Annotated in this window: 1 protein-coding gene; it reads right to left on the bottom strand. The window is 37.7% G+C overall.

Going from position 1 to position 1,550, the window contains the following annotated elements; genetic code table 11:
• Window positions 1–57: 57 nt before the first annotated feature.
• Window positions 58–1,425 carry an ISLre2 family transposase gene (locus IV54_RS07670; protein WP_046872291.1) on the bottom strand — a complete coding sequence of 456 codons (1,368 nt, stop codon included), beginning with the start codon at window positions 1,423–1,425 and terminating at the stop codon, window positions 58–60.
• Window positions 1,426–1,550 lie beyond the last annotated feature (125 nt).

Raw genomic sequence — 1,550 nt, 5'->3', positions numbered from 1 at the left:
GTATGTGTCAAGTTTTCCTAGGTGCCTTATAATCAACCAAATATTTATACACAATAATTAGTTTGAAAATATTTTTGCCATTGCTCCGATAGGGCTACTTGTTGGGGCATCAACTGGTATTTTACCTGAAAGAACTCCAATATGCTTAGAATGGTGCTTGTTGCTCAGCTGAGCTGAACTCAACGTCTTCAATGATTCCGTAGCGATCTCAATCGTTAGCTCTTGTAACTTTCTTAAACCACCACGTAAGTATTTATCTAGCTTACCGTTTACCCGAGCTTCAATTAATTTCAACATAGCCTCAAGGCCCTTTTCGGACCATACTTTGCCTTGCTTTTTCATTCGATACGTGTACGCTCTGTGTGAGCTTTCAACGGATCCCAATTTGCCGACCCTCATGAAGCCACGATCGTGTGGAGACTTTATAAACTGCCAATTTCTTGCCAAATATTGTCTTAGGACCCTTAGGCTCTCAAGTTCCTTATCAGTTTTAATTTGCGACTCAAATGTATCTAAAATAACGTTTAACTGATTCTGATCATACAGGCTAACGCTCTTAACGGCCTTATCAACCAATGGATTAAATAAACCAAAGGTTTGTTTAATCTTTTTGACAAAGTGATACCGATCGATAGTAAATTCAACTCTTTGAGCACTCGGAACTATTTCTCGCATACTTTTCGGGTTATACCCTGGGCCACCATCACTTGCTGTAAACACGGTCATTTCACTGATTTTATAATACTTCTCAATGTAGTCAGTTACTCGTTTTTGAACCTTTTTTTGATTGATACCAACAAACTCAACTTTGTTTGATCTTGTTCCATCTAATCCTGATTCAAAAACAATGTAATGGTGGACGTCTTGTCTTCGTCGATTAATTTTGTGTATCTCAAAGGCATCGCCTTCAACCACTAAGTTTTCAACTTTTCGTTTCTTAACTAGTTTCTCTTCGGACGATTTTTCTTCTGTCTTCACGGTATCTGCCATGTCTCTGATAATTCGGTCTACTGACCAGGCACTAATATCCGTCTGACTTGCCAGATTGATCATTGCGGCCGTATTTCTCATCGTTGTCGTTTGCCCAATTTTGGCAACGACACTTTTAAAATAAGGTGAAATTCTTTTTCTTTCTTCCAACTGAAGTTGTTCATCCAACGGGAAGTAATAACTTCCATTGGGTCGAAGATAACATCTTCTTTCAAAATTCACGGCGCCAAACATAAACTCAATTGTTCTGGCCTGTCGATTAATGAATGTATTTTCTGCCGGAATTGATGGAACGAGTGTTTCATCTAATTGCCTCAGATATTCAGCTACAACCAGCTGGAATGACTTCCTAAGATGAAGAATTACCTGCTCCTCTAAATCAAATAAACTGTCTAAATTTCCCAATGATTCAATAAAATCTGCTAAAATATACATGAAAGACCTGTATCCTTTCCTTTAATCTTCGTCGATTAAAAGGCTACAGGTCTTTTTCTATATATTCAACTCAAAATGAATATTCCTAGAATTTTATTGACCATCTAGGAAAACCTTACACTAAC

Origin of the sequence: Levilactobacillus paucivorans (assembly GCF_001437125.1) — a bacterium.
In the GTDB taxonomy this organism is placed as follows: Bacteria; Bacillota; Bacilli; order Lactobacillales; family Lactobacillaceae; genus Levilactobacillus; species Levilactobacillus paucivorans.
The sequence above is the reverse complement of the archived record's forward strand: the minus strand, read 5'-3'. Positions and strand labels throughout refer to the sequence as shown.

Excerpts from the sequence above, each read along its gene's own strand:
- IV54_RS07670 (WP_046872291.1), bottom strand. The coding sequence starts at position 1,425 with ATGTATATTTTAGCAGATTTTATTGAATCATTGGGAAATTTAGACAGT.